Raw genomic sequence first — 25,122 nt, 5'->3', positions numbered from 1 at the left:
CGGGGGTGAGATATTCGCTGCCGGCAGAGCGTCTGGGCGTTAGTGAACGAGCATCGGCGGGAGCGGGTTCCTGGCCGCCACGCACGGCACGTGGATCGCCCGCGCGCTCCTCGCTCTTGGCCTTGCGCTTGACTGTGCCTTCTGGCTGTCGATGCCGATGCCCGCGATCTACACGCTCAGCTTCGACGGCCCTCACCTGCGCCACGCGCTCGGCCCGGGTCTCGAGGCCGGAGGGTGACGCAACCGGCCCCACCCGCCAGGCGGAAGCTGGTCAGGCGGTGGCGTGGGTGGCGCAGGTGTGGGCGAGGCGGTAGGAGTCGCTGCCCGTCTCGATTGAGTCGGCAGGCCATTCTCGACCGGCCAGATCCGCCCCGGGCATGGGCGGTGATTGACGAGGCGGCACTGCGGCGCCCGGTCGCCGGGCCGGCCGTCATGCAAGGCCAGCTCCAACACCTGATCGCCCTGAACGCGAACCCGAACATCACCATCCAGGTGTTTCCGTACAACGTCGGCCCCCACCCCGCCGAGGGAGGCGCGTTCAGCATTCTGCGGTTCGGCGGCCGGACATCGCCGACGTCGTCTACCTGGAGCACCTCACGGGCGCCATCTACCTCGACAAGCCGGAAGACGTCACCCGCTACATGCTCGCCATGGACAACCTGGCGCTCAAAAGCACGGCGCCCGACGACACGGTAAAGGTCATCGAAAAAATCGCCTCGCACCTCTCACACCACGCCACGTGACGTCCGCCCCCGACCGGACGACGGACGTCAGGGCTTCCGGCCGACGCCACACAGGTCGTCGATCGGCAGGGGCGGTTCGGCCGAGGGGCCGGGCCGCCACAACGGCGTCGAGACCAGACCCGGCTCGACGAGTTCGAAACCGTCGAGGAAACGGGCCACCTGCTCGGGGGTGCGCATGTGGTACGGGTATTTCTCGTGCTCGTTGAGACGGTGGATGGCGTCGGCGCGGTCCTTGCCCATGACGGCGTAGGTGCCGTCCTTGAACATGAGGTAGCTGCCGGAGGGAAGGGAGTCGTACAGTTCGCGCACGATCGCGTACGCCTCGTCGAGGTCGGTCACGTTTCCCATGATCCCGAGCATGATCAACCCGATCGGCTGGGTGAAGTCCAGGGTCTCGCGGGCGGCCTTGAGGATCTTCTTCGGCTCGCGGACGTCGGCGTCGACGTAGTTCGTGGCCCCCTCGGGCGTGCCGACCAGCAGGGCCCGCGCGTGCACCAGGACCAGCGGATCGTGGTCGACGTAGACGATCCGTGAGTCGGGGCCGATCCGCTGCGCTACCTCATGGGTGTTGTCGGCCGTCGGCAGGCCGGTACCGATGTCGAGGAACTGCCGGATACCCACCTCGCCGGCCAGGTAGGTGACTGCGCGGCCGAGAAAGGCCCGAGCCTGCCGGGCGAGCTGCACAATCTCGGGGAGCAACTCGTAGAGCCGGTCGCCGAACTCGCGGTCGACCGGATAGAAGTCCTTCCCGCCCAGCCAGTAGTTCCACACCCGCGCCGAGTGCGGCACGGTGATGTCGACAACGGGTGACGAACCGTCGTTCATGGGTAACGTTCCCTTCGCAGCCTTCGCAAGGGTGGCCACAAGACCCCGATGCTCATCATAGGGACCGTCCAGGGCGGGGCCGCCCCGGACGTCGCCCGTCTTCCGCCGCCGTTCCGGCCGGTCACCCGGCCCGCCACCTCGCCGGGCAGGAGTGCCGGGCGGGTGCCGCCCCGGCCGGCGCGGCCCCGCCCATCCCTTACTGCAAAGCCCTCTACTTCAACGTCACCGTCTTGTCGAGGAACTCGTTGGTCACCAGGTCCGAAGGAGCCAGCCCCGGCTTCGGCTCGCTACCCTTCTCGGTGAAGACCGGGACCAGCCGGCCGATCAGCGTCCCTACCCGGGCCGTGTCGAAGCTGCCCAGCACTCCGTCACTGCCGTCGGCGATCAACCCGAGTTGCTTCTGTGTGGCGTTGCCGTACGCGAGCAGCCCCGGCGAAAGGGTGAACCCGCCCGTGTGCAGCGTACTGACGACCTTCAGCAGGAGCTGGTTCACCGGCGCCGGATTGGCGACGTAGTCCCGCTGCGCCCGCTGCAACAGCGGCACCAGCTTGGCCAGGCAGGCGCGCTGGGTCGACACCTTGTCCGGCCGAACGGCCAGCGCGGAGATGTACGCCGGGTATTCGTCCTGCAAAAGCAGGGACTTCACCGGCTTGCCCCACGCCTTGACGTCGTGCTGGAGCAGATAGGGTTCGTTGGTGACGAACGCCTGCTGCACGATCTTGCCATCGGCGGCGACGAACCGGTCCGGGGATCCCTGATAGGAGGTGTCGACCTGGGACTTGGTCAGCAACCCCTCCCGGATGAAGACGTCGGGATAGGACGTCCCGCTCGCGCTGGCCAGCACCGTCGCGCCCGACTGGCGGATCTCGGCGACGTTGGTGAAGTTCCACGCCGGGTTGCCCCAGATCAGCGCCAGCGGAGACTTCTCGTAGGGCGCGAAGACGGCGACCGTCGGCTGCCCCCCGGAGGCCTGCACGGCCTCGTCCGTTCCCACATAGCCGGCCAGGATGCTGTCGTCCTGAGCCAGTAGCGAGGTCACCGGCTGGAAACCCGTCGCCGGCCCGCCTGCGCGCAGCTGGAGCCTCACGCCGGTAGCGCCCAGCTCTCCCTCGACCCGGTTCTTGCTCACGTCGATCGTCGGGTTCGGGCCGAGAAGCTGGTACAGGTACCCGTCGGGAAGGCCGGGCCACCAGTTCGACTGAATGACGACCGTGGACGGGCAGATCCCCTTCAGCGGCGTCGTGTAACGCGACGCGGCGGCGGACCCCGTGGCGGACGGGCTCACCCCACCGGACCCGCTCGACGAGTCGGAACAGGCGGTCAGGCCGAACGTCAGCGCCGCGGCGCATCCGCCGACCGCCACCCAACGGCGGCGAAACCTCGAAACTCGCACCGGTCCAGATCTCCTCAACACTGTGAAACATGCGAACACCGGCGGTGAGAACACCAGGCTTTCGATGCTCCTGACTTCACGGCGGGCCGTCTCGGCTCACCGTCAGGATTCCACACCGCCGGAGACAGGACGGCACGAGGTATCAGTTCCCCGAAGACTCGCCCACAAGGGGATAGGCCGCCTCCGCCACCCCACCAGGCGACGGCGGCGGCCAGGGGAGTGTCAGGCTGTTATTTCGGGCCCCGCGTCGGAGGCCGGGCGGGCACTTCGAGGTTCTCAGCCTGAGTTGCCCGGGTCTGACCAGAACTCCTGGGCGGTGACGGGCAGCTCCGTTGGCCAGGGTCGGTCGCATAGGCCGGGGAGCGGTGCGGAACGCCCGGTTGAAGGCGGGCCTCGTCTGGCCGCTGGTCGCGCATTCACTGGCTATGTCGCTACGTCTGGCTCTGCTGACGTGGGTCGGTGACCTCTTCGGCGAGGCGGCGCAGGTAGTGGCCGAGCCGGGCGGCGTCCTCGGGCTGCCAGTGGGCGGTGAGGGCGGCGAACTTCTCGTCCTGCCAGGCGTGGGCACGGGTGAGGAGATCCTGTCCGGCTTCAGTGACGACGAGGACCGCGCGGCGGCCGTCGCGCGCCGACGGTACACGCCGCAGGTAGCCGTGCCCGGCCGCGTCGGCGATGAAGCGGCTCGCGCCGGACCGGTCGATGCCCAGCTGGTGGGCGACGTCGCTGACGGACACCTCGGTCGTGGCGCGCGCCGCCGCGTTCATCGCTTCGAGGACCTGCACGTCCTGCACCCGCCGCAGCTCGCCGGTCAGCTCGTCGGGCACGGCCGCGGTCCCGCGTCGGGACCAGAACCGGACGAGCTGGAACATGGCGGCTCCCGCGCCGGCGAACTCCGACTTCGGTCCGTCCGCGGCGCCGATCTCGTCCGACGGGTTGCGTCCGTCCGGACTGTCGGCGTGAAGGATCACTGTCCCTCCTCGCTTGTGTGTGCGCATCGCACACAATAACCTGTGCGATATGCACGCATCTTTGGTGGTGAACCCGGCCACCACCACTGGGGCCACGCGGGCGTCGTTCGCCGCGCTGTTGCTGGCCATGCTGATGGCTCAACTCGACACCTTCATCGTCGTCGGCGCCTTGCCGACCATCGGAGCCGAACTCGGGGCGGCCGACGCCGTCGCCGGCGTCACCGCCGTCTACCTCCTGACCGTCACGATCTCCACGCCGGTGCACGGCAAGCTCGGCGACCTGCTCGGCCGGCGCACCGTGTTCATGATCTCCGTGGGCCTGTTCGCGGTCGGATCGCTGCTGTGCGCGCTCGCCCCGTCGTTCACGTTCCTGGTCGTCGCCCGCGCCGTGCAAGGACTCGGCGGCGGCGGCCTGGTGGTCACCGCCGTGAGCGTGCTGGGCGAGATGTTCGACCGGGCGGAGTTGGTGCGCCGCCAGATCTGGCTCACCGGCACCTTCACCGTCTCCTCGCTCGCGGGCCCACCACCGGGCGGCCTGCTCGCGGCCGGGCCCGGCTGGGAGTGGATCTTCCTGGTGAACCTGCCGGTCTGCGTCGTCGCGGTGGTTCTCGGCGTCCGGGGTCTTCCGTCGCGCGGCCGCGGTGGTGGGCTCGCCGGATTCGACGTCACCGGCACGCTACTGATCACGGTCGGTGGCAGCGCTGTGGTCGCACTGGGCTCGTCGGACGCCTTGGCCGCCAGCCCGTGGTGGGCACCGCTGCTCCTCGTCGTCGCCGTGACCGCCAGTGCCGCGTTCGTCCTCGTCGAGCGACGCGCCACGGCACCCCTGATCCCGCCGTCGCTCGTCGCGGTGCCGGCGCTGGCCCGCGCGATCGGCGCCAACACGATCACCGGGATCGCGCTGTTCGGCACCTTCGCATTCATCCCGCTGGCCGTAGCCGCCGGCACCGGCGCGGACACATCCGGTACCGCCACGCTGCTCATCGCCCTGACCGGCGGTCAGCTGTCGGTGACCCTCACGTTCTCGATCCTGGCGCGTCGCTGGAGCCGGATGGTTCCGTGGGGCCGCGCCGGACTCGCGATCGGCATTGTCGGGCTCGGGACGCTCGCCGTGGTACCGCACCTGCACTCGGCCGGAACACCGGTCGCCGTCACCACGGCGGTGGTCGGCATGGCGCTGTCAGGTGCGGCGCTCGGTCTTTCCATGCAGGCCTACACCCTGCTCGGGCAGAGCAGCGCGCCCCGTGACGACATCGGCGCGGCCATGGCCACGCTCACCTTCGCCCGGCAGCTCGGCGGATCGCTCGGCGCCGCCGGGCTCGGATGGATCCTGCTCATCGTCGCCGACCCGGCGACAGGGCTGTCCACCGTGCTCGCCGTAGCGGCGGCCGTACTCGCCGTCGGGCTGGTGCTCGCTCCGCGCAGCCGGCACGAGACAGTGCGACCTTCGCACAACAATGATCCAGTGAGACATGCCATTTCAAACGAGACGCCAATCCTCCGCGAAAGCGGCAAGGCGGGTCATGCGACCCCGGACATTGACCATGTCATCCGAGATCTGCCCAGACCTGCCACCGATCAATGAGGCAAGGACTATGTTGATCAATGACGGTCCAGGTCGGGGTGCTGATCAAACGGTTCGAGTCCTCAGCCAGTCTCTCGACTGTGGCTACGGACGGGTAGTGGCCGAGCAGGCGTTCGTTCGGTGTACTGGTGACGTGGTGTCCACCGTGCGCGACGCGCCGACCGTCGGCCGGGCCGCTGAGCTGGCCGGCGCGTACGGCCTGGTGGACGGTGTCGCCCGGCGCGGGGAAGGCGCCTTGCTGGCCGTCGTCGGCGAGGCCGGGGTGGGGAAATCCCGCATCCTCGACGAGGTGGCCGCCCGGGCTCGCGCGGCCGGGACGAGGGTGTTCACCGGGCGCGCGGTGCCAGGCGGCGGCACTTACCGCGCGATCGCCGAGGCGCTGGTCGGCGGCCTGCGCGACGACCGGTACCCGGCCGCCGACGAGCTGCGCCCCTACCGTGCCGCGCTTGGCCGCGTCCTGCCGGGCTGGGCACCGGTCGAGTCCGGTGACCGGCCGGACCTGACGGTCGACCCGACACTGCTGCTCGGCGAAGGGGTGCTCCGACTGCTGCGCCAGCTCGGCGGCGACCGAGGCTGCCTGCTCGTCCTGGAGGACCTGCACTGGGCGGACGCCGACACCTGGGCGGTCGTCGAATACCTGGCGGGCACGCTGGCTGGCTGGCCCTTGCTGGTCGCGGTGTCGGCGCGCGACGACGAGGACGAGGCGGTACCCGGCCTCGTCCGCCGTCTCGGCCGGCAACCCGCCGTCACGACCATGCGGTTGGGGCGGCTGGACGCGGCCACCGTCGCGGCGCTGGCGGCCGCCTGCGCCGGGGACGCGTTGTCGGACCGGGCCCTGCGCTACGTCCTTGAGAAGTCCGACGGGCTTCCATTCCTCGTCGAGGAACTCGTCGCGGCGGTCGCCGCCGAGGGCGTCACCGAGGACGCTGCCGAGGGCGTCGCTCGCGAGCCAGCCGAATCGCTGCCGCACACGCTCGCCGATCTGGTCGCGCACCGGCTCTCGGCACTGACGGCGCGGCAGCGCCGGGTGGTCGAGGCTGCCGCCGTGCTGGGGGCCGGACGGGACTGGGCGCTACTCGGTCCCCTGCTCGGCCTGACCGACGCCGAGGTGCTCGACGCGCTGCGGGCCGCGCATCCCAGGCTGCTGGTGTCCGACGGGGCCACGCTGCGCTGGCGGCACGCGCTGACTCGAGATGCCGTCCTGGCCTCGCTGTTGCCGCCGGAGCGCGCGGCGCTCGCCCGCCGGGTGGCCCAAGGGTTGCGTACCAGCGGCCGGTCCGACGACGAGGCACGGGCCGGCGACTTGCTGGTGAGCGCCGACGAACCCGATGAAGCAGCCGCGATCTTCCTTCGACTCGCCCGGCGCGACCTCGCCCGGGCGGCACCACGCAGCGCCGAGGAACTACTGGCGCGGGCGGCGGCGACCGGTGCGCGGCCGGCAGAGGTCGCGATCGAACGAGCCCGGCTGCTCACCCTGTCGGGACGGGCGTTGGAGGCGTTGGATGCCGGCGCCGCGGCCCTTGCCACCGTCACGGGAGACCGGCACGCGGACCTCTGCCTCGTCATGGCGGATGCGGCGGTCGTCGCCGGCCGGTGGGCTGAGGCCGAACGCCTCGTCGAACGTGCCGGACGAGCCCACGAACCGGGCAGTCTGGCGCTCGCCGCGGACGCGGCGTTCGGTGGCGGTGACCCGCGGCGAGCCGCCAGGCTGGCCGACGAGGCCGTCACCCGAGCGGCCAGGGGCGGCGACTGGACGGCGCTCGTCCACGCATCGACGACCCTCGCCCGCTGCACCGCGCGGGAGGACCCGGACGCCGCACTCGCGGCGTTCCGCCGGGCAGCGGCCATCGCGGCGGAGCACGGGCTGACCCGGTTGCGTGTGACAGCGCTGATCGGCGTCAGCACCGTGGAGTTCTTCGACCGCGCATCGTCGCCCGCCCTGCTCGAAGCCCGCGACGTCGCGCTCGACGCGGGTCTGCTCGCGCAGGCCATCTCGGCGGACCTGATGCTCGCGGACGGTAGGTCGACCGCCGAGGGGCCGCGGGCTGCCGAGGACCTGGCGCGGCACGCGGCCGACCAAGCGCACCGCCTCCGGCTGTCGGCGCTGCGAGGACTAGCGGAGATCTTCGTCGCCACCGGCCGGGCCGCCGCGGGGGACACCCGCGGGATGGAGGTGGTGCTCACCGCCGCTGTCGGCCGGTCGGACACCTCACCGGAGGTCGCCGCACTCGCCCCGGCGGTCCGCGGCCTGCGGCGGGTGCTGGCCCATGACCTGCGGGGCGCCACCGCCCTGTTCGACACCAGCATCGAGCTGCTGGGAGAGCACGCGAGCGCGGCTCCGGTCCATATCTGGGGCCTGTGGGCGCTGTTGCGGACCGTGACGGCTGACCGCGACGCGGCCTCCCGCGACCTGCTGCGGCGCTCCGACGCGCTGCCGAGGTCGCTCAACCGTGGCGGCCTGCGCTACGCCGAGGCGGTCGCCTCCGGCCGGGACGGCGAACCAGAGCGAGCCGCGGCGCTGTTCGACTCGGCGGACGCGATTCTCGCCGAGCAGCACTGGTGGCGGCGTCTGCTGCGGCTACTCGCCCTCGAAGCGGCGGTCGCCGACGGTTGGGGTACCCCCGTGCCCGCGCTGCGAGCCGATCTTGACGCCCATGTCGCGGGCGGCGACGACCTGCTCGCGCGCACCTGCCGTGACCTGCTACGCCGAGCTGGCGCGCCCACCCGGCGAGGACGCGGCCGTGGCACCGTCCCCCCGCGGCTTCGCGCGCTCGGTGTCACCAGCCGGGAGATGGACGTCCTCGGACTGCTCGTCGACGGGCTGACCAACCGGGAGATCGCCGAGCGGCTGTTCGTCTCGCCCCGAACGGTCGACACCCACGTGGCTAGCCTGCTCGCCAAGACCGGCGCGCCCGACCGGATCCGGCTGCGCGCCCGGCTGTCGGGCCAACTGGCCGATACCCGGCCGCCGCCTCGGTAGGTGCCGCGCGGGCTAACTCGGTAGGTCTCACCGATGCCGGCCGATCGCCCCGCGCCGATGCTCGTCACACGGAAGTGATGGGCACGACGACCACGGCGAGCTAAGGACGGCCACGATGAGCCTCGATACGACGACGAACGCAACCGACGCATCCCACCCGGCCCAGGGAAGCACCCTCCAGCCCGGGGATATCACCGGCGTTCTCGTCGCGATGCTCCCGGTCAGCGACCTCGCGGTCAGTGTCGCCTGGTATCGCGACCTGCTCGGGATGCACTACCGCCGCGAGTTCAGCCGGGACGGCGTCGTGACGGGGTGCGCGCTGGGCAGCGACGCCGGCTTCGCCATCTCCTTCCGGCTGCGCTCGACGACAGCCGGCACCGCGGATCTACGCGGCGAGCACCCGATCATCCTGAACGTGCCGGACCCCGACGCGCTCGCCCGCATCCGCGCGCACGCCGAGCGGCTGGGCTACAACCCGGTGGCCGGCGAGCACGCCGACGGTACATGGGTAGAGGTCATCGACCCGGACGGGATCTCGACCCGGTTCATCCACGGCACGGGCGACTGGAGCCGGTTCACCGGCGTCGCCTTCCATCCCGGTGGGGAAGCCACGTTCTACCCGTCCCCGCGCCTGATCCTCACCGCGCCGCGACGCTGACGATCTCCACCGACGCTTGCGGCAACGAGGCTCACCGGCATCAGCGCCGGCTACCCAGCATGGCCCGAGGCCGGCGCAGCCGGCTGATGGACACCTTCGCCGGTCGGACCAGCCGGGGCGGCGCGAATCCTCGCCGCGGTCGGCGATGTGGCCCGGTTCGTGCCATTCGCGCAGGAGGAGATCAACACACAGCTCGCTGCGCCTGTGACCGAGCCGGGGTAAGCCGAAACCGACAGCTTGCTGCGCCGTGCCGGAAACCGGTCTCTTCGCCATGAGGAGCTCATTCCGCTGTTTCGGACCACCGGAGATGCGGGGACGCTCCCGCGCCGGGAGGCTGTGGTTCACCGCCTGGTCGGCGGTGGCCGGACGGTCGTCGTCGATGGCTAGGTGCGGTCGAAAGGGAGCCATGCCAAGCAACAGGGCGGGAGCGGGGTGATGGCACGCCGGACTTCCGGGAAACAGAACTCCGGGGCCGAGCCGGGAACGGTCACAGCCGGCAGGGCACTTCTCCCCACACTGGCGGCGGCGCAGTTCCTCATGACCCTGGACAGCTCGGTTATGAACGTGTCGATCGCCACCGTCGCCGCGGACGTCGGTACCACGGTGACCGGAATCCAGACCGCCATCACCTTCTACACCCTGGTGATGGCCGCGCTCATGATCACTGGAGGTAGGCTGGGGCAGCTCCTCGGGCATCGGCGTGTGTTCACCATCGGCTGCGTCATCTATGGCTGCGGGTCACTGACGACCTCCGTCGCCAGAAATCTCGCCGTCCTCACGTTCGGCTGGTCATTCCTCGAGGGAGTCGGCGCCGCGCTGATCATGCCCGCTGTCATCGCCCTCATCGCGTCGAACTTCTCCCCGGCGGACCGGCCGCGCGCCTACGGGCTGGTCGCCGCCGCCGGCGCGATCGCGGTCGCCGCGGGTCCGCTCGTCGGCGGCCTGTTCACCACCTATCTGTCTTGGCGCTGGGTCTTCGCGGGCGAGGTCCTCGTGGTGGCCGTCATCCTGCGACTGACCCGGGGGATGGCAGGCACACCTCCGACAGCGGGCGGACGTCTCGATCTCGTGGGCACCGCGCTGTCCGCGACCGGCCTGGCTCTCGTCGTGTACGGCGTCCTCCGATCGGGGAGCTGGGGCCTGGTCCGGTCTGCACCCGGCGCACCCGTCTGGCTGGGGCTCTCCCCCGCGATCTGGCTGATCCTCGCTGGCGGAACCATCCTGTGGCTCTTCGTCTGGTCGCAGGACCACAGGCTCGCCCGAGGCGCCGTCGTGCTGCTCGATCCGACGCTGCTGCGCAACCGGACGCTGCGGGCCGGGCTAACGTCGTTCTTTTTTCAGTACCTGCTCCAGGCGGGTCTCTTTTTCGTGGTACCGCTGTATCTCTCGGTGGCGCTGGGGCTCTCGGCGGTCGCGACCGGCGTCCGCCTACTGCCGCTGTCCATCGCCCTGCTGGTGGCCGCCGCCGGCATTCCGAAAGCCTTCCCACACGCCTCGCCCCGGCGCGTCGTCCGCGGCGGTTTCCTCGCCCTGTTCGCCGGTATCACGATCATGATCGTCGCGCTCGACGCCGGCGCCGGACCGGAGATCGTGACGTGGCCGATGCTGCTCGCGGGCCTCGGGGTGGGCGCCCTCGCGTCGCAGCTCGGCAGTGTCACCGTGTCCGCGGTCGCCGACGAGCACAGCGGCGAGGTCGGTGGGGTGCAGAACACGGTGACGAACCTGGGCGCCTCGATCGGTACCGCGGCGGCCGGAGCGGTACTCATCTCCGTACTGTCCACGTCGTTCTTCACCGGCGTCCGCCAGGACCCCGCCGTGCCGGCAGGCCTGACCACGCACGCTGAGGCGCGGCTGGCCGAAAACATCCCCTTCTTGTCCGACCGGGACCTGAAGATCCGGCTCGACGAGGCCGGAGTGTCGCCGGATACCGCCAAGGCCATCACCACCAACAACGCGGATGCCCGCATCGACGGTCTGCGAGCATCTCTGTCGCTGCTGGCCGCCATCGCCCTGACCGCGCTGATCCTCACCCGTCAGATCCCGTGCCAGCAGCCCGCCCCGGTACCGGCGCCCGGCCAGGCCACCTGATCGCTCCACCGCCGGCGATGCCGGCTTGCGGCCGCCCTTACGTCCCCCGGGAACCTACCTATTGGCGCCGGCTGTCCGGTTGGACGATGTTGAGGTCGCCGTAGCTGGACAGCGTGTCGGCCATGTCGCCGGGCTTGCCTCGGAGCGCGTGGTCCAGGAAGGCGATGCAGGCGCCAGCGGTGACCCGCGGGCCCCCGGTACGGCCCAGTGAGCCGACGATCGAGGGCACGGGCGGGAGGTAGAGGGGAGCGTCCGTGAAGGTGAGATGCGCGGCGCCTGGGACGGTGAGCAGGTAGCTGGTCTTGGTGCTGAGGCTGAGGACTTTGGCGAGGCGGGGGATGTAGTCGGGGCTGGGTTTGCCGATGGTCGAGGTGAGGGCGAGCGCCGGCTGGTGGTAGGGGCGTGGGGTGGGGTCGTGGGAGTAGCCGTCCATGTCGATGACGGCCGCGAACCGGGGGTCCTGGTGGGCTGCCTGTAGTGCGGCGCTGCCACCGAAGGAGTGGCCGGTCACCGCTACCCGCGCGGTGTCGAGACGTCCGGTCAGTGGGCCAGGGATCTGTCCGTGCTCTACCCGGTTCAGCTGGGTGAGGACGAAGCTGAGATCGGTGGCGCGGATCCCGGTTGCCTCGGCCGCTTGCTTTTCGCCCTCTGCCTGGTCGTCGGTGGCGGCGAGCCTGGTATCGATCGTGTGGCCGTTGGTGAGAACCACGGCGGCGGAGTCGTAGGGGTGGTCGAGGGCCGCGACGACATAGCCGTGGCTGGCCAGCTCCTCCGCCCATGCCGTGTTCTGTGTTCGTACTCCTCCCGCCCCGGGAGAGAACAGCACGACGGGGAACAGTTCGCGTCCGGGGGCCGGCGGGGCGTCGGGCACCGCGTGCGTGCGCACCCGCGGAAGGCCGTCGAGCAGGAAACCGGGGACGCCGACGTAGCGCGCCAGCGCGTCGGAGACGGTGCGCGCCTCACCCTGCGTGCGCCCCAGGTACGGGGCGCGCTGCGCGCCTGCGGGGCTCTGCCGCGCGGGGTACCAGAGCTGGACCACGACCGTGCGCCGGTCGCGGGGGTCGGCCGTGGCGGTCTCGGCGCGGGCCGGGTCCGTCCACTGCACCACGCTGGTGCCGACAGCGGAGTTGCCCGACGGCTCGGGGAACACCGGCCTGGGCAGCGCCCAGGCCGCCGCGGGGCCCGAGGCGATCAGACCGAGGCACAGCGCCGATCCCGGCAGCGCGAGCCACCACCGGGCCCTGCGCGGCGAGCGGCCACCGCGCGGGGGGAGCAGCGGAGCGACGGCGAACGGGAGGACCACAGCCGCGCCGACGAGTACGGGCACCAGCTGCCAGCGCAGCCCCACCACGCCCAGCACCATTCCGGAGAGCACGACGGCTGCCACGGCGCCGAACGTCAGTGGGCGACGGGCAGCCGGAGGGAGCCAGCGCGCCAACACCAGGGCGACGGCGCCAAGCACAAGCAGGATTTCCAAGGGGGACATCTGCAGCCCCTCAACGATCTCGGTCACAGGCACCATGCTGGATTCACATGCACGCCGCCGCGTCAGCCGCCAGATCGAAATCATGTGCTACCTGGGGCTGACGAAGGTCTGCTCGACATCCGCCTCAGTGCGTACTCCGGTGAACGGTGTGGCGTGGAGTCCAAATGGGTCGCCGATCCTGACCGCCAGCAACTTCGGCTCGGCGCGGGTCTGGGATGCCGGGTTGTTGCGACGGCGAACTGGCGGTGATCTGCGCGCGCCCGCCCGTGTGGTCCGACGACGAGGCGAGGAACGGTTTGCGCCGCTGTGCCGATCCCGCTTACCGCGGGATCGGCACGCGTCTCGACCACGCCAGGAATGACGGTGTCGTCCACCAGATACGGGCCTATACGGAGTGGAGTGCGCGCGGCGGCCTGGTAGACGTGCCGCACTGTGCCCAGCACCTGCTCGGGTGTCGAGCCGAGGTGGAGCTGATCGTCGTGCCGGACCCGGCACCGCGCCTCACTGTCTTGTATTCGCGCGTCGCGGTCGGCTGGTCGTCTCTGTCAGTAGTCACGCCCGTGTGCCGGTCCGGGCTGGGCCCGGACCGGCACTGGGCGTTGGTCCGTGTGTTGCGAGGGGGACGAGTGGGCTAGACCGTGACGGGTTCCAGGTTCGCCCGGGTGGTCGGCGCGTCCGCTGAGACTGCCCGCAGTGTGGAGTGGCGCTCTGTGGGCGATCAGTCGGGGGCTGGCCGGTCGCCGGCGCCAGGGCTCGCGATCAACGGCCCGTCGCGCTGGGGCCAGCCCTCCATCGAGCGGATGCGCGCCGCCACCCGACCGCGACCCTCGTCCACCTACCCGTCCACGCCAGCTGGCGCAACCAGGTCGAGGTCTACTTCTCGATCCTGCGACGCAGGGCCATCGAGCGCGGTGACTTCGCCGACCTCGACGCGCTCGCCGCCCGGTCGTGGCCTTCCAGACGCTCTACAACCAGACCGCCAGACAGTTCGACTGGAAGTTCTGGGTAGGGCGGGATGCTCTGGATAAAGTGGAGCTATATGGCCGCGTTCCGCACTCACATGCCGCATGGGCCGTGGGCTGTCGTCGCTGGGGCCTCCGAGGGCCTCGGCGCTGCCTGGGCCGAGGCCCTCGCCCGGCGCGGCCTGCACGTCCTGGCGGTCGGGCGCCGTCCCAAGCCGCTCGAACAGACGGCACAGCGCCTGGCCGCCAAGCACGAGGTCGAGGTGCGCACACTGGCCGCCGACCTCGCCGAGCCGGGCTTCGCGGACCGCCTCGCCGCGGCCGGCAGCGGGCTCGAGATTGGCACCGCCGTTTACAACGCGGCCTTCTCCTTCACGGGCCTTCTGCTGGACCATCCACCGCAGCACGCCCAGCGCCTCGTCGATGTCAACGTTCGCGGCCCGCTGGCCCTCATCCACCAGCTCGTCCCCGCGATGATCGAGCGCCGCCGCGGCACCCTCGTCCTGATGTCCTCGCTCGCCGGCAACCAGGGCGGCCCGGGCCTTGCCGCCTACGCCGCCAGCAAGGCTTTCACCACGTCCCTGGCCGAGAGCCTGCATGCCGAGCTGCGCCCCGTCGGCGTCGATGTCCTCGCATGTGTGGCCGGCGCTGTGCGCACGCCCGGCTACGCCACGACCGTCGGGCGTGACGCGCCAGGCACCCTCGATCCCGACCAGGTCGTCGAGGCCGCCCTCGCGGGCTTGGGCCGGATGGCGCTCGTGACCCCGGGCCGCGCGAACAAGCTCGCCGCGTTCGTCATGCGCCGTCTGCTGCCGCGCGCCACCACCACCGCCATCATGGGTCGCGCGGTGAAGGGCTTCGACGTACCGTGATCCTCGGCTTCTTTCTACCGTGGATCATCTTCGGCGCCATCCTCGCCCTGCACGTCGCCCTCCCCGCCCGCTGGATCGACGGCTACGTGCGCGACGATCACTACCGGCCGCTGCGCTACCGACTCAACGGCCTCGTGGTCCTTCTGGCCGCCGTCGGGATCGCCGTGGTGCTCGTCGCCGTGCACGCGGCGCCGGCCGACGAACTCTGGCGTCACCGCTGGGCCGAACTCGCCGGCGCATGCGTCTTCGGCCTGCTGTTCACCGCCGCGCTCGTCCTGCCCGCCCCGCCGACCGGCAGGCCGCCCGTCGCCGACCTCTACCTCGGCCGCCGCGAGAACCCGCGCTGGCGCGGCGGCACGGTCGATGCGAAGATGTGGCTCTACTTGGCGGGCGCGGTACTGCTCGAGCTCAACGTTCTGTCCTTCGCCGCCCACCAGCATCTCGCGATCGGCCACCTCAGCGCTGCCGTCGCGCTCTCGGCGGGGCTGCTGACCTACTTCGTCGTGGACTACCTCACCTTCGAATACGTCCACCTCTACACATACGACCTCTTCGCCGAGCGCGTGGGCTTCAAGCTCGGCTGGGGCTGTCTGGTCTTCTACCCGTACTTTTACTGCGTAGGCCTCTGGGCGCGGGCTGACGAGCCCGACCCGCACGCGCCGGCCTGGCTGCTGGTCCTCGCCGGCGTCGTCTTCGCCGCCGGCTGGACGCTCGCGCGCGGGGCGAACATGCAGAAGTTCCTCTTCAAGCGCGATCCCGCTGCCCGCGCCTTCGGCCTGTTCGAGCCGCGCGCGATCGGTGACGGTGAGCGCACGCTGCTCTGCGGCGGCTTCTGGGGCGCCGCCCGCCACATCAACTACCTCGGCGAGATCCTCATGGCCGTCGGCATCACACTCGCCCTCGGCACGCCCGGCGACCCCGTGCCCTGGCTGTACCCCCTCTATTACGTCGGCCTGCTCGTGCCGCGCCAGATCGACGACGACCGCCGCTGCGCCGCCAAGTACGGCGCGCTCTGGGACGAGTACCGCGCTCGCGTGCGCTGGCGGATCGTCCCTGGGATCTACTGAGCGTCATCGCTAGCGGTGCCGTCCCGGGCGTCGCCGCACTCCTACCGCCCTGACCGATAGGTCGAACCTATTTGCCCAGGTCGTGTGCCACGAACGCTGAAGGAGGCGTGGTTGTAGGAGCTCCTGGAAGCGGTTCTGTGCAGGTGATGGAGGTAGGTCCTCCGGGGTCGCCCTGCAGGGGGAGGTCTCAAACCACCGCAAGCTGCGTCGGTTAAGTGCCGGGGTGGTGAGCGTTGCGGGAAAAGGCGCGACGTGATCGCGTCAGGTGCGGGTCAGGAAGGCGAGCGTGAGCGAACCGCTGATATCCTCACGATTCGTGATGGCCGCGTGAGCGTTGTGCGCACTTTGATCGCGCCTGAAACGGCCGCGTGATGCATTTACTGCGCCGGGCCGAGCTGTGCGTGGGCGAGTTGGCGGCGCGAGGTGAGGCCGAGCTTCCGGAAGATCTTCCGGAGGTGGTAGTCGACGGTGTAGGGGCTGAGGTAGAGATGGGCGGCGATCTCCGCGTTGGTCGCGCCCGTGGCAGCCAGTCTGGCTACCTGGTCTTCCTGCGGCGTGAGGTCAGTTTTGGGGCCCGGGGCCGCTCGGGCCGGGCGGGTCTCGCCGGCTGCGGCGAGCTCGCCGCGGGCGCGCGCGGCGAAGCCCTGCGCGCCGACGTCCTCGAACAGTTGGTACGCCTGGCGCAGGGCGGCGCGGGCGTCTCGAGGCCGGCGGGCCGCCTGAGCCATTCGCCGTAAAGGAGCTGGCTGCGCGCGAGGTGGGCGGGTCCGGCTGAGCGTGTGTGCTCGTCGACGGCTTCGCGGTAGAGGTCGTCGGCGTCCGGACTGTCTGCCGCGGTGAGGGCGCGGACGCGGGCCAGAAACCCGAGCATGACCGGGCTGGGGGTGTCGGCCGCCAGCGTGCCTAGCTGACGGGCGATGCTCTCGGCGGCGCCGCGGTGACCGGAACGCGCGGCCGCCTCGGCGAGATCGGGCAAGGCGAACTTGAGCTGCGAGGTACCGGCGATGCCGGAGGGGTAGCTGGCATAGGCGGCGTCGTAGCGGCCCTGCCCGAGTTCCACGACGCAGCGCGCGTAGCTGGCAAACACGAGCTGGTATCCCTGCCCCTGGCGGGCCGCTTCCGCGGCGACCAGGTCGAGGAGGGCGTAGGCCTGCCGAGGCGGCCCGCTCCAGGCCGTCAGCAGCAAGGATCCGAGGCTCCAGGGTTGGCCCCGGGCATCGGCCAGAGCGGTCATCTCACTGAAGCACCGCCGGGCTTCGGCGAGGTCTCCGGCGAACAGGCCCCAGGCTCCTGCATGGCTGAGGGCCAGCGCCAGGGAGAGCATGGTCCCGTGCTGCCGGGCCGCGGTTTCCATGCGGTGGCTCAGCTCGCGCAGCGTGGGTTCGTCCCCGAGGATCGTGGCGTCTTCGCAGGCGGCGGCGAGCAGGTGGAGCGTCTCCGGGGAATCCGGGTCGCCGCGTCGCACGGTGTCGATCGCACGGCGTAGAGCGGGCCGGGCGACGTCCAAGCCGTGCAACTGCAGGGCGGTGTCGGCGTCGAGCAGCAGGTCGCCGACGGTGGAGGTCATCCCGGCGGGCAGTGGTAGCGCCAGCGCCGCGCGGGCCACGTCGGCCCGGGTGGCTCCCTCGGGCGCGAGCTGGTCGTTGATCTGTGCTTCCACAGCGGCCTCGACCAGGATGTCGCGGGCCAGCCGGATGTCGACCGGACCGAGGCTGGCTGCGGCGGCGAGCAGGTCGCGGGTCGCCTTCGCGGGCTGGCGTTGCGCGTGGTGGATGCGGCCCTGAACCCGCCGGGTGAGGCCGAGGTGGCGCGGGTCGTCATGGTAGGTGGCGGCGGCGTCGAGCTCGGCTTGCGCGCGGTCGAGGGCACCCGAGCCGCAGCTCGCCTCGGCGGCGGCGAGCATCCGGCGGCTGCGGGCCGCCTGGCCGGTGGTGAGGGTCGCCGCGCGGCGGAAAAGCGCGGCAGCCGCGCTCCAACCGCCGCGGCCACGGGCTCGCTCCCCGGCGCGCTCGAGGCTGATCGCCTCGGTGGTCCGCCCGGCCTGTCAGTACGAGGTGGCGAGGTTGCCGCGGGCGGTCAGGTTGCTGTGCTCCGGCTCACGCAGATATGCGAACACGGCCGGGCTGGCCAGGCTGTACGTGCCGTTCTTCATCGGACTCGACCGCCGCCACGTCTGGCTCGCCGGCGTCACCGCCCACCGCCACATGGGTCACCCAGCAAGCTAGGAATCTTGCCTATCGACTCGGCGACGCCGGGCAGTACAGGTTCCTCATCCGGGACCGGGACGCCAAGTTTGTCCGCGGTCTCGACGACGTCTTCGCCGACGATCGCATCCGGATCATCAAGACTCCGGTCCGGGCCCCACGGGCGAACGCCTACGCCGAACGCCGGGTCCGCGCCGTCCACTCAGAATGCCTCAACTGGATCTTGATCTGGAACCGACGCCACGCCCAACAGATCCTGTCGACCTACGTCGAGCACTACAACCCCGACCCCACTGCGGCATCGACCTCAACACCCCAACCCGCAGACACCGACCGGCGATCCCAGCAGCCCGATCAGACGGATCGACCGCCTCGGCGGCCTCCTCCACGAATATCAACGAGCTGCTTGATCAAGGCGCTGACCAGCGAATCGCATACCTGCACCCTTCACGGTCTCCGGACGCACCAGCAGGCGCAGGCCGCGCAGAGTTGGCTGCGGCAGCGCGTGCAGGAGCGCCGCCAGCAGCGCGCGGTCGGCGGGCTGGAACTGGACCCGTTGGCCGTCGAGCTGGCATTGCAGCACGGCGATCTGGTGTCGCAGCGTGAGGATCTCGACGTCCTTGTCACGATCACTGCGGGGCAGCAGGCGCAGCAGCGCGAATGCGTTCGTAACCCCGAGGTAGGTCAGGCGAAGCACCACGAAGCGGCATCCTCGCGCAGTCACCGGCCCCGGCAGACGTGGGCCAGGCGCCGGGTGGGCTCATGATCGGCCGCAACGGCTGCGACCGCCCTGACCAGGGCAGATGGCATTTTCGGCAGGCACAACGTCATCCGGCGGCGACACTTGATCACGGCCGCGCCCGACCCCAAGGGGCGATCAGCCGCGCGTGGCGCTCCGCCAAAGCCCGATCCTCACTCAGATGCCCCAGCCCACCGCAACCAGGACGATCAGAACCTCCGAGTCGTAACAGAATAAGAAGACAATTCATTCCGCGGTTTGGGGTTGACTGGAATGGGGATCGATAGCATGTCGAGATGGTGGAAAATGATGAGGGTGGGCGTTCCGGCGGAATCGAGGTTCTCAACATATTCGGCTACCGCTCCCGCTCGGAATCCAGGTACACGGCCGGAAGTGGCGAGCCGTCCCACCTGAGGAAAATTGAAGGCTCGCGGACGTGGGTGACACGCAGAGGAGATATCCAGCGATATCTCCTTGGAATGATGCGCGCAGAGCAGGGTTGATGATTACATGCCATTGTCGCTGGCAGCCGGACCGTCGAGTGATCAATTTCTATATAAAAGGAGTAGGGATGTCCGTGGTGCGCGGAAACCCGGTCTTGATCCAAAGTAGATTCGGTAGCACGGGAAACTTCGAGTTCGCCATCCCGTCGTCCAAACCAAGAGGAATCGTTTTCCTTTGGCGTGACAACGATGCCGCAGGCATGCCTTGGAGTGCCCCGACCACGTTCGGCCAGAACGCCGAAAGGTACGACGCGCTCACCATGATTCAATCGAATTTTGGCAGCCCCGGAAACCTCGAGATGATCAGCCGGAATCGCAACAATCTGAACTTCTTCTGGCGCGACTCGCAATGGAACGGACCGATCCAGATCGCCAGCGGCGCCGACAGGGGCAACCCTGTTCTGATACAGAGTCGTTTCGGGACTAAAGGAAACTTCGAACTCGTCTACCCGGGCAACACTGGAATCAACTTCATGTGGCGTAATAACGACGCTGTGGGCATGCCCTGGAGTGCCCCAACCACGTTCGGCCAGAACATGGGGATCGTCGAGGCGCTCACCATGATCCAGTCCAACTTCGGCAACCCTGGAAACCTTGAGCTCATCGCTCGGACCGGCGACAAGCTGAACTTCTTCTGGCGCGACTCGCAATGGAACGGACCGATCCAGATCGCCAGCGGTGCCGGCGGGGGCAACCCTGTTCTGATACAGAGTCGTTTCGGGACCAGGGGAAACTTCGAACTGGTCTACCCCGCGGCGAACGGCGGAATCAACTTCATGTGGCGTAATAACGACGCTGTGGGCATGCCCTGGAGTGCCCCAACCACGTTCGGCCAGAACGCGGGACACATCATAGCACTTACCATGATTCAGTCCAACTTTGGCAACCCCGGAAACCTTGAGCTTATCGCTCTGAACTCCACCGGGCATCTAAACTTCTTCTGGCGTGATTCGGGACCTAACTTCGCATGGAACGGCCCGTTCCGGATGGTTATTGGGAGCGCCGCACTCACGGCTGTCCAGACGCAGGCGGGCAGATTCATCCGCGTCGACGGCTCCCAGTTCTCCCAAAATGCGAATGTCGCGATCTCATACGACATCGTTGTCGATGGTAGTCCCACGACGCATCAGACCGGGCAGCATCGAGACACTACGGATGCCAACGGGTCGTTCAGCGACGACATCAAGGTCAATATCGGGGCTGTGAGTGGAGCACAGGTCAATGTCGTGGACGAGAACACACGGATGCACGCCGATGCCTTCATCTGACTTGGGGGGTGCATTGCTGACCGAGCGCGGAGACCATGACAGGCCATGATGTCAACAGTATGAACCGCTCCGGCATGTTTGACTTCGGACTCGCCGGGGCGGTTCTCCATCCTACGGTGGCACCGCCGCCTGGTCACCAGGAAGTGGACCTACGGGCGCCCGACCGGCCGACCGCCGGTCGCCCCGGAGATCACCACGCTGATCGAATGCCTCGCGACCGAGAACAGGACGTGGGGGTACAAGCGAATCCAAGGCGAGCTGCTCAAGCTCAGCCACTGCGTGTACCGTGCCAAAAACTCGATTTCGGGCCGTTGACCTGAGACTTCGTCGCCAAGCGCGGTGGAGAGTCTGATCGGGCGCCGAAGCGGAGTGGAGTACTTGGCGACCGTACTCGACACCGGACGCATCCGTACGGAGTCCGGCGGCCTCCACCGAACTCCCTCAGCCGCCGCTGCGGATGCCCAGGGTACCGGACAGCCGAACGGCTGGACTTTCTGGACCCTCAAACGTAACAACCAGACACTGGACGGGGTGCGCAGGCGCTACAAGGGTCCGGTCTAACGCGGCGCGACTCCGGTGCTCGGGATTCCACGGAAGCTCGCCGAGCGGGATCCCGACCTCGGTGAGCAGTTGGCGGGCCGAGCGCGGATCGGCAAACCGTTCGGCGAGCGCGGTCATTTGCTCATCGCTCAGCCCGGCTGTCACTTCATCCCCCGGCATGTGCTCACGTGAAAGGCGACGCCCTTCGCCCCGGACCTTGATTGCCTTCGCCCATCGTCGCACTCGGAAGTCTGCCGGCGGGAGACCCAGCCCGGGGCCGAACACGGCCTGGTGGCGCCGACCCTCGACCTCCCGTCGTCTCGCTGATCGTTTCACTCGCTGGTCGGGATTTCTATGAGCTACGGCAAAGCAGGCGTCTCACAGGGTGCCGGGCTGGGGGAAAATCGTTGGGACGAGCGTGTGGCCGTCGCGGTCTGGGCGAGGCGGGGGGATAGATGGCGGAGGGGCTCTCGTCGCAGGAGATCGGTGAACTCGCGGAGCTCTTCGACGCTCCGGCGGCTCGGCGGTTGTTGGAAGCGGCGGGGTTTCCGCGTGGCCGGCAGCCGTTTTGGCAAGCGGCGAGCGGGGTGGCGTTTTGGACAGAGGTCTCGAGGCTGCTCGTCCACGGAGCTGGGCCTGGGCTGCGGGACGCGATTCTCGCCGAGGCGGCCCGTGCGTATCCGGGTAACAGCGTTCTGGGCCTAAGCGGTAGCGGTAATTCGACTGATCTCGGCGAGAACGGGGAACTTCTGCTCCCAGGACCGGCGCAGCTGCGTCGGCAGCCACAGGACCGCCCACAGGCGACGCAGGACCGCGGCGTTCAGGTAGGCGTAAAGATCCTGTGGGCTGGCCGCTTCGACGAGCACCGCGCGGTAGAGATCGATGATCCGCCCGGGCGCGTCCAGGTCGTATCCCGCATGGCCAGACCAGTCCAGGTGCGCAGGCAGCTGGACTACACCGGACACCGGGCCATGGAGCAACTCGAGGCTGCCCGCGACGGCGTACGGACGCCGGTAGCGGGGCGACGGGTGGTCACCGGTGTCCGCCATGGTCACAAGCCTATAGCCACCCAGCTGCGGGGCACCAGATGTGTCGTGCGGATATTGCTGAGCGCCGGTCGCGGCGGTCTCCGCTGCCGCGACCGGCCACAGGGGGTAGGCGCTCGGCCAGCTGTAGGCCAGCAGCCGGTGGTCCGCGGAGGCCGGGGCGCGGCGGGCGAGCCGCACGGGCTTGTTGATCTGTTCGTGGCGAGGCTGGTACCCATCGGCCTGCCTTGCATGCTGGTCGAAGCTGGTCAGTGACTGCGGCGTGGAGGTTGAAAGACAGGGCTGCGACCAACGTCATCGTCACGCCGAACGTCGGCACTGATCGGTTGGGACAATTCAGGGCGTGGACTTGGACCGTTCGGATGGCGGCGGTGGCGGCGCGACAGAGATCCCGGCATGCGTCAGAACGCTGAGGTCGAGCGCCCACGTCGTGGTGGACCGTTGGGTCCAGAGTTCGAAGGCGGCGTCGACGTGCTCCTGTGCCTGCTCCTCTGTGAATCCGTGACCTGACATAGGTGCGTCAGGGTCGAGCACCGCGTCGATTCCAACGGCAGTGACCGTCCGTTACGCATCGGAGAGTCGGAATCGTCGCGCGCACATCCCACCGGCAGGTTGCCCACGACTCGCGCGACCACACAGAAAGCCGCTCACCGTCGGGGGCGTGGTTCGCGGGTGACACGGGCGCCGGGCGGCTGCCAAGGACACTGTTGATCCGGCGAACGGGCCGCCGGAGACGTCTCCGGCATGGGCTGGCTCAGTCGCATCCGTCGAAGTCCCGTCGTCCTGATCGGCCGGTCCCCTTCTCGGGTGTGCCGAGCGGTCCCAACCACGGCCTCCGGGGAATATCGTGCCGGGCCGACCTGGCGCCGGACGTCAGTCCCGCGGCAGGTCGCTGACGACCGGACATGCCGTCGGCGATGTAGCCGCATGGCCGGGCGGGTCATGGGAGCCAGTCCTCGGTGTGCCGATGCCGGCCGAGGTCCACCGAGTCGAACTCGTCGTGGACGCCCTCGCGGGTGACACCTACCCACGCGAGTGCCTGGGAGATCGGCGTGCCATCCACCGGCACCAGCTGGCCTTCGCCAAGCGCGACGGGTCCAAAGACGAGGGCGCCGCCGCTCCAGACGGCGGCGCGCTGGCTGCCGACACCGCCGAAGAACTCCGCTTCGACATAGGCGAGCGGACCAGCGCCGGACCAGCCGCGCAACAGACGATCGAAGCCACCAGGAAACGCCAGAACCCGAGTGACGCGGCCGATCCGCCGCCGGCCACCTCGTCGACGAGCCGGTCCGTCACCGGGACGAGGCCCATGCCCTGCCGCAATGGCACCACGACGGCGCTCACCACGTCCCGAGCGACCAGCGACAGCGCCGCCGCCGGCCCGACAATCGCCTCAAGCGAATACCCCACGACCGTGATCTTCCCGCAGTTCCCCTCCAACACCCCACGGGCCTGGCCCACGCCGCACAGCGACCGCCGAACCTATCGGGACGTCCCCGCCGGACCCACCACCTCGGACATCGTCGAGCTGTTCACCCGTTCGGTGCTCCCTCGGGTTCAGGCCCTGCACTGACGGACACACACCGCGCCAGCCGAAACCTCGCCCTCGCGGGCACGGGGCAGCGCCCCGTTAGTTCTGGGGGCCGGCGTTGGCCGGCCACGTGGGGCGATGGAACTCAGCACGTCCTACAGACGTGCAGTCGTCAAGCTTCCGTGCGGGGGCGGAAGCGGACCGGGAGGTGGGCCAGCCCGCGCAGAAGGATGTTCGGCTTGTACGCCGGCCGCTCGGTCAGCAGCTCCATCGTCCCGACCCGCCTGATCAGCGCGGTGAGCAGGATCTGCATCTCCAGCAGCGCCAACGGCGCCCCCAGGCAGTAGTGGTGGCCGAGGCTGAACGACAGGTGCCGGGCGACGTCGCCCCGCGCGTAGCGGCGGAGGTCGAGCCGGTCGGGATCGTCGAAGACGGCGGGATCGCGGTTGGCACAGGCGATGAGGGCGACGACCCCCTCACCGGGGGCGAACACCCGCCCGCCGACCTCCATCTCCCGCTTGGCCGAACGAGTGTTCATATGGATCGGAGAGTCGTAGCGCAGCAGCTCCTGCACCGCGCTGGGGATCAGCTCGGGGTGCGCGCACAGCTCGGCGAACTGGTCGGGATGGCGCAGCAGGGCCAACATCCCGTTGCCGACCAGGTTCACCGTCGTCTCGTGGCCGGCGATCAGCAGGGTGATGCACGTGCCGAGCAGCTCGTCCTCGGTCAGCCGGTCGCCCTGCTCCTCCACCCGCGACAGCACGCCGATGATGTTGTCGCCGGGGCTGCGGCGCTGCGCCCGGACGAGATCGCGGAAGTAGTCAAGGAATGCCGGGATGGCCGCGTTGCGCGCGTCAAGTTCCTCCGGCCGCACGAGTACGTCCGGGTCGAAGGAGCGAGCCAGCGGCTGGGACCACTCCTGTACCTGCGGGTGGTCCGCCCCGGGCACGCCGAGCAGCTCACAGACGACCGTCAGCGGCAGCGGGTAGGCGATCGTGTCGATCAGGTCGAACTCGCCGGCGGCGAGCGAATTGTCGATCAGGCCGTCGACCAGCGCCTCGATCCGAGGTCGCAGCCCGGCGACGTGGCGTGGAGTGAACCCCTTGCTGACCAGGCCGCGCAGCCGGGTGTGGTCCGGCGGCTCCATCCACAGGAACGTCGACGGGAAGTCGCTGGGGGAAACGTTCGGGTGAAGCTGTTCGAGCTCCTGGTCGTGGCCCCAGTCGGCGTTCGACAGGATGGCCACGCAGTCCTCGTACCGGTTCGCCAGCGGTAGGCCGAAGGGTGACGGATGCAGCGGCGCCATTTCACGCATGACGTCGTAGCGGGAATAGGGATCGTCGCGGTAAGCGGGATCGAAGAACTCGGCGACAGCCTGCTCTGCCCGTGCCGCTCCGCTGGTAAGGACGTCGGTCGGTCCCATGCTGTGCCCCTTCCTGCCGCCGGCCGGCGGCGCCTGCCCTCGTACCCTGAACACTTCAACGCGGGCGGCTGAACGCGACGGTAACTACACATTTCCGTTGCGTGAATACTATGCTGCGACATTTATTGCGATCGGGACGCTGAATCGTCCGATCGAACTGGCCGGCGCCGCCTTGACGAATTCCGGCAAGACTTCGAACAATGTCCGTTGAACAGGCCTGTCGACGTCCGTAAAGGAGGGA

Annotated in this window: 19 protein-coding genes and 3 pseudogenes; 13 read left to right on the top strand and 9 right to left on the bottom strand. The window is 69.4% G+C overall.

The window, feature by feature from the left end; translation table 11 throughout:
* Positions 1-234 precede the first annotated feature (234 nt).
* Positions 235-743: pseudogene (locus QOZ89_RS47715) on the top strand (DUF5753 domain-containing protein).
* A gap of 27 nt (positions 744-770) precedes the next feature.
* Here the strand turns inward: QOZ89_RS47715 and QOZ89_RS30520 are convergent.
* The 3 genes from QOZ89_RS30520 to QOZ89_RS30510 form a co-directional block, all read right to left on the bottom strand.
* Positions 771-1,568, bottom strand: coding sequence for an SAM-dependent methyltransferase (locus QOZ89_RS30520; protein WP_312627047.1), 798 nt, complete (start codon positions 1,566-1,568; stop codon positions 771-773).
* 211 nt (positions 1,569-1,779) lie between these two features.
* Positions 1,780-2,961 (bottom strand): substrate-binding domain-containing protein, encoded by a 1,182-nt coding sequence (locus tag QOZ89_RS30515; protein ID WP_312627045.1) that lies wholly within the window; start codon positions 2,959-2,961, stop codon positions 1,780-1,782.
* A 431-nt stretch (positions 2,962-3,392) separates the two neighbouring features.
* Positions 3,393-3,929 carry a MarR family winged helix-turn-helix transcriptional regulator gene (locus QOZ89_RS30510; RefSeq protein WP_312627043.1) on the bottom strand — a complete coding sequence of 179 codons (537 nt, stop codon included), beginning with the start codon at positions 3,927-3,929 and terminating at the stop codon, positions 3,393-3,395.
* Positions 3,930-3,978: 49 nt separating this feature from the next.
* Here QOZ89_RS30510 and QOZ89_RS30505 point away from each other — a divergent pair, with 49 nt between their 5' ends.
* The 4 genes from QOZ89_RS30505 (at position 3,979) to QOZ89_RS30490 (ending at position 11,240) form a co-directional block, all read left to right on the top strand.
* Complete coding sequence (locus QOZ89_RS30505; RefSeq protein ID WP_312627041.1) at positions 3,979-5,514, top strand: MFS transporter; 1,536 nt, start codon at positions 3,979-3,981, stop codon at positions 5,512-5,514.
* A gap of 145 nt (positions 5,515-5,659) precedes the next feature.
* A complete protein-coding gene (locus QOZ89_RS30500; protein WP_312627039.1) occupies positions 5,660-8,494 on the top strand; it encodes an ATP-binding protein in 2,835 nt (944 codons plus the stop codon).
* 115 nt (positions 8,495-8,609) lie between these two features.
* Positions 8,610-9,152, top strand: a complete 543-nt coding sequence (locus QOZ89_RS30495; protein ID WP_312627037.1) for a VOC family protein — start codon at positions 8,610-8,612, stop codon at positions 9,150-9,152.
* A 435-nt stretch (positions 9,153-9,587) separates the two neighbouring features.
* Positions 9,588-11,240 carry an MFS transporter gene (locus QOZ89_RS30490; RefSeq protein ID WP_312627035.1) on the top strand — a complete coding sequence of 551 codons (1,653 nt, stop codon included), beginning with the start codon at positions 9,588-9,590 and terminating at the stop codon, positions 11,238-11,240.
* A gap of 58 nt (positions 11,241-11,298) precedes the next feature.
* Here QOZ89_RS30490 and QOZ89_RS30485 read toward each other — a convergent pair whose 3' ends face one another.
* Entirely contained in the window at positions 11,299-12,762 is a 1,464-nt protein-coding gene (locus QOZ89_RS30485) for an alpha/beta hydrolase (protein ID WP_071048065.1), read from the bottom strand.
* Between the two features lie 1,003 nt (positions 12,763-13,765).
* On the opposite strand from QOZ89_RS30485, the gene QOZ89_RS30480 reads away from it, so the two are divergent.
* On the top strand, positions 13,766-14,560 hold the full coding sequence (locus QOZ89_RS30480) for an SDR family NAD(P)-dependent oxidoreductase (protein WP_071048066.1): 795 nt from the start codon (positions 13,766-13,768) through the stop codon (positions 14,558-14,560).
* Positions 14,557-15,627, top strand: coding sequence for a phosphatidylethanolamine N-methyltransferase family domain-containing protein (locus QOZ89_RS30475; RefSeq protein WP_312627029.1), 1,071 nt, complete (start codon positions 14,557-14,559; stop codon positions 15,625-15,627). Before QOZ89_RS30480 ends, QOZ89_RS30475 begins: the two co-directional genes overlap by 4 nt.
* Positions 15,628-16,004: 377 nt before the next feature.
* Here the strand turns inward: QOZ89_RS30475 and QOZ89_RS47710 are convergent, their stop codons facing one another.
* Together QOZ89_RS47710 and QOZ89_RS30470 are read right to left on the bottom strand one after the other, a co-directional pair.
* Complete coding sequence (locus QOZ89_RS47710) at positions 16,005-16,127, bottom strand: LuxR C-terminal-related transcriptional regulator (protein WP_397428872.1); 123 nt, start codon at positions 16,125-16,127, stop codon at positions 16,005-16,007.
* 35 nt (positions 16,128-16,162) lie between these two features.
* Positions 16,163-17,530 carry a hypothetical protein gene (locus QOZ89_RS30470; protein ID WP_312627027.1) on the bottom strand — a complete coding sequence of 456 codons (1,368 nt, stop codon included), beginning with the start codon at positions 17,528-17,530 and terminating at the stop codon, positions 16,163-16,165.
* A 203-nt stretch (positions 17,531-17,733) separates the two neighbouring features.
* Between QOZ89_RS30470 and QOZ89_RS30465 the strand changes: the two are divergent.
* Positions 17,734-18,054, top strand: a pseudogene (locus QOZ89_RS30465) (hypothetical protein); the annotation flags it as partial.
* Between the two features lie 171 nt (positions 18,055-18,225).
* Here QOZ89_RS30465 and QOZ89_RS30460 read toward each other — a convergent pair.
* Positions 18,226-18,531, bottom strand: a complete 306-nt coding sequence (locus tag QOZ89_RS30460; RefSeq protein ID WP_312627025.1) for a hypothetical protein — start codon at positions 18,529-18,531, stop codon at positions 18,226-18,228.
* A 610-nt stretch (positions 18,532-19,141) separates the two neighbouring features.
* Between QOZ89_RS30460 and QOZ89_RS30455 the strand changes: the two genes are divergently transcribed.
* The 3 genes and pseudogenes from QOZ89_RS30455 to QOZ89_RS47700 form a co-directional block, all read left to right on the top strand.
* On the top strand, positions 19,142-20,341 hold the full coding sequence (locus QOZ89_RS30455) for a hypothetical protein (RefSeq protein WP_312627023.1): 1,200 nt from the start codon (positions 19,142-19,144) through the stop codon (positions 20,339-20,341).
* A 339-nt stretch (positions 20,342-20,680) separates the two neighbouring features.
* Entirely contained in the window at positions 20,681-20,902 is a 222-nt protein-coding gene (locus QOZ89_RS47705) for a restriction system modified-DNA reader domain-containing protein (RefSeq protein WP_397428868.1), read from the top strand.
* Between the two features lie 434 nt (positions 20,903-21,336).
* Positions 21,337-21,567: pseudogene (locus QOZ89_RS47700) on the top strand (effector-associated domain EAD1-containing protein); the annotation flags it as partial.
* Positions 21,568-21,582: 15 nt separating this feature from the next.
* Here the strand turns inward: QOZ89_RS47700 and QOZ89_RS30445 are convergent.
* Complete coding sequence (locus QOZ89_RS30445) at positions 21,583-22,107, bottom strand: hypothetical protein (RefSeq protein ID WP_312627019.1); 525 nt, start codon at positions 22,105-22,107, stop codon at positions 21,583-21,585.
* A gap of 787 nt (positions 22,108-22,894) precedes the next feature.
* Between QOZ89_RS30445 and QOZ89_RS30440 the strand changes: the two genes are divergently transcribed.
* A complete protein-coding gene (locus tag QOZ89_RS30440; protein WP_312627017.1) occupies positions 22,895-23,500 on the top strand; it encodes a hypothetical protein in 606 nt (201 codons plus the stop codon).
* Positions 23,501-23,630: 130 nt separating this feature from the next.
* On the opposite strand, the gene QOZ89_RS30435 is transcribed toward QOZ89_RS30440, so the two are convergent.
* A complete protein-coding gene (locus tag QOZ89_RS30435; protein ID WP_312627015.1) occupies positions 23,631-24,881 on the bottom strand; it encodes a cytochrome P450 in 1,251 nt (416 codons plus the stop codon).
* On the opposite strand from QOZ89_RS30435, the gene QOZ89_RS30430 reads away from it, so the two are divergent.
* Positions 24,880-25,092 (top strand): ubiquitin family protein, encoded by a 213-nt coding sequence (locus QOZ89_RS30430; RefSeq protein ID WP_131803888.1) that lies wholly within the window; start codon positions 24,880-24,882, stop codon positions 25,090-25,092. The two genes, QOZ89_RS30435 and QOZ89_RS30430, sit on opposite strands and share 2 nt — an antisense overlap.
* The last annotated feature ends 30 nt before the right edge of the window (positions 25,093-25,122 follow it).

The organism is Pseudofrankia coriaricola (assembly GCF_032027725.1).
Classification (GTDB): domain Bacteria; phylum Actinomycetota; class Actinomycetes; order Frankiales; family Frankiaceae; genus Pseudofrankia.
This window is presented reverse-complemented; position numbering and strand designations above follow the sequence as displayed.